A 4,301-nucleotide genomic window follows, 5' to 3' on the forward strand; every position below is an offset into this window, starting at 1 on the left:
CGCTAGGGGCGCAGGCGGCGTGGCCGTGTCCCGGCGGGTCGTGCCCCCCGCTAGCGCAGGCCGGCCGCGTCGAGGAGGGTGCCGGCGGTGGCCGTGGCGAGGCCGTCGGCCAGGTGCTCGAGCCGGGCGCCGGCCCGCGCGCCGGCTCCGTCGAAGACCAGCATCAGCTGGCGGGCGAGCAGTTCGGGGTCGCGGGCGCCGCCCCGCTCGGCCTCGGTCCGGAACGCCCGCGCCAGCTGCTCCTTGGCGCCGCGGGCGACCTCGCTCGCGGGGTGGCCGGGGTCCTTCAGCTCGACCAGCGCGGCGAGGAAGGGGCAGCCGTGGAAGTCGTCGTCCAGGGAGTCCTTCTCCAGCCGCTCGAAGACGTACAGGATGCGCTCGCGCGGCGGCGCCTGCGGATCGGGGTGCGTGAGCCGGGCGTCGTACCCGGGGACGCGGCGCTCCAGGCTCGCGGCCAGCATCTCGTCCTTGCCGCCGAAGAGCTGGTACATCGACCGCTTGGAGACCCCGGCCTCCCGGCAGAGCGCCTCGACGCCGATGGAGACGCCGTCCCGGTAGCAGAGCCGGGCGGCCGCGTCGAGCAGCCGGTCGCGCGAGGATGCCTTGTCCATGGTGGCCATACGGTGAGGTTACCGCGCCACGGAGGCGAAGAAACCGATCGGTGTATCGCACGGAAGCCGGATGACAGAGGGGCTGAACAAGCGCTTAGATAGAACCGCTCCAGCCCGTGCCCGAACGCTCCGCCCCGACCCGCCGGAGGCCCCGTTGTTCACGTCCGTCGACGACGTCTCCGCCCGTCTCGCCGAGACCGGCTACCTCGCCTCGCCCGCCGTCGCCACGACCGTGTTCCTCGCGGCCCGGCTGGGCAAGCCGCTGCTGGTGGAGGGACCCGCCGGGGTGGGCAAGACCGAACTGGCGAAGGCCGTCGCCCAGGTGGCCGGGGCCCGGCTGGTGCGGCTCCAGTGCTACGAGGGCGTGGACGAGTCCAGGGCGCTGTACGAGTGGAACCACGCCAAGCAGCTGCTGCGCATCAGCGCGGGCCGCGACGAGAGCTGGGACGAGACCCGTACCGACATCTTCAGCGAGGAGTTCCTGCTCCCCCGCCCGCTGCTGACCGCCATCCGCGGCGACGAGCCGACGGTGCTGCTGATCGACGAGACCGACAAGGCCGACGTCGAGATGGAGGGCCTGCTCCTGGAGGTGCTCAGCGACTTCCAGATCACGGTGCCGGAGCTGGGCACGGTCACCGCGACCCGCCGCCCCTTCGTCGTGCTCACCTCCAACGCGGGCCGCGAGCTGTCCGAGGCGCTGCGCCGCCGCTGTCTGTTCCTGCACATCGGCTTCCCCGAGCAGGAGCTGGAGCGGCGGATCGTACGGCTGAAGGTGCCGGGGCTGTCCGAGGCGCTGACCGAGTCGCTGGTGCGGGTGGCCGGGGCCCTGCGCGCGATGGACCTGCGCAAGGCGCCGTCCGTCGCCGAGACCGTCGACTGGGCGCGCACCCTGCTGGCCCTGGGCGCGGACACGCTGGACGAGAGAGTCGTGCGGGACACCCTCGGGGTGATCCTCAAGCACCAGGACGACATCCAGAAGGCCGCCGCCAAGCTCGACCTGGACGCGCTGTGACGGATGCCGCCGAGCGGATCACCGGCCTGGTCGGGGCGCTGCGCGCGCACGGGGTGCGGATCGGCACCGGGGAGAGCGTGGACGCGGCCCGCGCGGCGCGGGAGCTGGGGTTCGCGGACCGGGAACTGCTGCGCGAGGGACTGGCCGCGACGCTGCTGCACGGCACGGCCCAGCGCGCGGTGTTCGACCCGGTCTTCGACCTCTACTTCCCACGCGGCGTGGGCGGCCCCGGCGGTGAGCCGGCGGGCCGCGAGACCCTGCGCGACCGGCTGGCCGCGGCCCTCGCGGCCAACGACCGGGTTCTGCTGGCCCGGTTGGCCCAGGAGGCGGTCGACGGCCTCGGCGGATACGGGAGTTCACCGGGGACGGACGGCTGGTCCGCGTACCAGACGCTCGAACGGCTGCGCCCGCAGACGCTGCTGGCCCGGGTGCGGGCGGATGTGCGCGCGGGCGGGGGCGACCGGGCGGGATTCGCCGACCGGCTGCTGGACGACGAGATCCGGCGCCGTATCGAGGAGTTCCGGCGGCTGGTCGGGGCGGAGGCGCGGCGCCGGGTCGCCGAGCGGCGCGGGCGGGACGAGATCGCGCGCCGGGCCGTGCGGCCGACGGCCGACCGGGTGGACTTCCTGTTCGCCGACCGCGACCAACTGGCCGAGTTGCGCAGGACGGTCCAGCCGCTGGCGCGCAAGCTGGCCACCCGGCTCGCGGCGCGCCGCCGCCGGGCCGCGCGCGGCACCGTCGATCTGCGCCGCACCCTGCGTTCCTCGCTGTCCACGGGCGGGGTCCCGATGCGGCCGGTGCTGCGCAGGCGCCGCCCGGTCCGTCCCGAACTGGTGCTGCTGTGCGACGTGTCCGGCTCGGTGTCGGGCTTCTCGGACTTCACCATGCTGCTGGTGCAGGCACTGCACGACCAGTTCGGCAAGGTCCGCGTGTTCGCCTTCGTCAACCGGCTGGACGAGGTGACCGGCCTGCTCGACCACGGCCGCGCCGACCCCGAGGGCCTGGGCGCCCGCATCCGCGCCGAGGCCACGCTCACCGGCTGGCACGGCAGCAGCGACTACGGCACGGCGCTGGGCGAGTTCGCGGAGCGGTACGGCGCCGCGGTGGGCCCGCGCACCACGGTGTTCGTGCTCGGTGACGCCCGCACCAACAGGAGCGACCCGAACCTGCCCGCGCTCGGCGAGATCGCCCGCCGGGCCCGGCGCGTCCACTGGCTCAACCCCGAGCCGGCCGGCCAGTGGNGTGATCGACTGATCACCGCACCGCTGTCACCGTACGAGGGCTCGTGCCCTTCTCCCGCGAGGATGTCGCCCATGACGCACCCGCCCGTGCCGCTCGGCACCTTCCCCACGCCCGTCGAAGCGGCGCCCCGGCTGGCCGAGGCGCTGGGGCTCGGCCCGGAGGACCTGTGGGTCAAGCGGGACGACCTGACCGGTCTCGGCGGGGGCGGCAACAAGATCCGCAAGCTGGAGTGGACCGTGGGCGCCGCGCTCGCCGAGGGCGCGGACACGCTCGTGACCACGGGCGCCGCGCAGAGCAACCACGCCCGGCTGACCGCCGCCGCGGGCGCCCGGCTGGGGCTGGACGTCGTCCTGGTGCTGCGCGGCGGGGCCGGCGCCTCGCGGTCCGGGAACCTGGCCCTGGACGGACTGTTCGGAGCCCGGCTCGTCTGGGCGGGCGAGGTGGACCAGGCCGGTCTGGACGCGGCCGCGGCCGAGGTGTGCGCCCGGCTGCGGGCGGACGGGGCCCGGCCCGCGCTGATCCCGTTCGGCGGGTCGGGGACGCTGGGCGCCCGGGGCTACGTCCGCTGCGGCGAGGAGGTGCGCGCGCAGGTGCCGGGCGTGCGCACGGCGGTGGTCGCGCTGGGCTCGGGCGGCACCATGGCGGGACTGGTCGCCGCGCTCGGCACCGGTTCGGTGCTCGGCGTGGACGTCGGCGCGCTGGCCGATCCGGCCGCGGCGGTGGCGGAGTTCGCGACGCCGCTGACCGCGGAGGAGGTCACGGTGGAGCGGCTGCGGGTGCGACGGGACCAGGTGGGCGCCGGGTACGCGGCGCTGACCGGCCCGGTGGCCGAGGCGCTGCGGCTGGCCGCCCGCACCGAGGGGATCGTCCTGGACCCGACCTACACGGGCCGGGCGCTGGCCGGACTCCGCGCGGCGGTGCGCGACGGTTCGGTGCGGCCCGGTGAGAAGACGGTGTTCGTGCACACCGGCGGACTGCCCGGGCTGTTCGGGCACGCGCAGGCGGTGGCGGCCGCGGAGGAGGGCGCGGGCACGTACTGACGCGGGCCGAGCGGGCGCCCGGTGGCGGCCGGGGGCGTACGGAGAGGGCGGCCGGCGCGGCCGGAAAATTCGTAGGCCGGCACCCGCAACCTCGAACGGGGTCGGACGTCTGTCGGGGTGGAGGCCTCCACTTCGACCAGTTGTCCGAGCCGAACCACGAAGGAACCCAATGTCCGCACACCGTGTCCCCCGTCCGAGCCGCGCCCGCAAGCTGCGCACCGCCCTGGGGGTCTCCGCGCTGGGCGCGGCCCTCGCCGTCACCGGCACCGTCGCCGCGCAGGCGGCGCAGTCCGACCACCACTCCACGAGCCGGCCCGACGGCACGGCGAGCCCGGTCCCGGCCCGTGCGGCGACTCCCGCGCCCGTGCCCGTGCCGTCGGTCCCGGCCCACACCAA

The 4,301-nt window shown here is 75.7% G+C and carries 3 protein-coding genes and 2 pseudogenes; 4 read left to right on the forward strand and 1 reads right to left on the reverse strand.

Annotated features, from left to right (window positions below):
- Positions 1-50: 50 nt before the first annotated feature.
- A complete protein-coding gene (locus tag FRZ03_RS07415) occupies positions 51-620 on the reverse strand; it encodes a TetR/AcrR family transcriptional regulator (protein WP_146464348.1) in 570 nt (189 codons plus the stop codon).
- Positions 621-765: 145 nt separating this feature from the next.
- Between FRZ03_RS07415 and FRZ03_RS07420 the strand changes: the two genes are divergently transcribed.
- The 4 genes and pseudogenes from FRZ03_RS07420 to FRZ03_RS38875 form a co-directional block, all read left to right on the forward strand.
- Entirely contained in the window at positions 766-1,623 is an 858-nt protein-coding gene (locus FRZ03_RS07420; RefSeq protein ID WP_146464349.1) for an AAA family ATPase, read from the forward strand.
- Positions 1,620-2,888 (forward strand): annotated as a pseudogene (locus tag FRZ03_RS07425) (VWA domain-containing protein); the annotation flags it as partial. The gene FRZ03_RS07420 and the pseudogene FRZ03_RS07425, both read left to right, overlap by 4 nt.
- Before the next feature lie 48 nt (positions 2,889-2,936).
- Positions 2,937-3,905, forward strand: coding sequence for a D-cysteine desulfhydrase family protein (locus FRZ03_RS07430; protein ID WP_146464400.1), 969 nt, complete (start codon positions 2,937-2,939; stop codon positions 3,903-3,905).
- A 169-nt stretch (positions 3,906-4,074) separates the two neighbouring features.
- Positions 4,075-4,301: pseudogene (locus FRZ03_RS38875) on the forward strand (hypothetical protein); the annotation flags it as partial.

The organism is Streptomyces misionensis, assembly GCF_007896895.1.
Taxonomy (GTDB): domain Bacteria; phylum Actinomycetota; class Actinomycetes; order Streptomycetales; family Streptomycetaceae; genus Streptomyces; species Streptomyces misionensis_A.

Bases quoted from the DNA above. Each gene is read 5' to 3' on its own strand.
- FRZ03_RS07430 (WP_146464400.1), top strand. From the start codon at position 2,937: ATGACGCACCCGCCCGTGCCGCTCGGCACCTTCCCCACGCCCGTCGAA.
- FRZ03_RS07415 (WP_146464348.1), bottom strand. From the start codon at position 620: ATGGCCACCATGGACAAGGCATCCTCGCGCGACCGGCTGCTCGACGCG.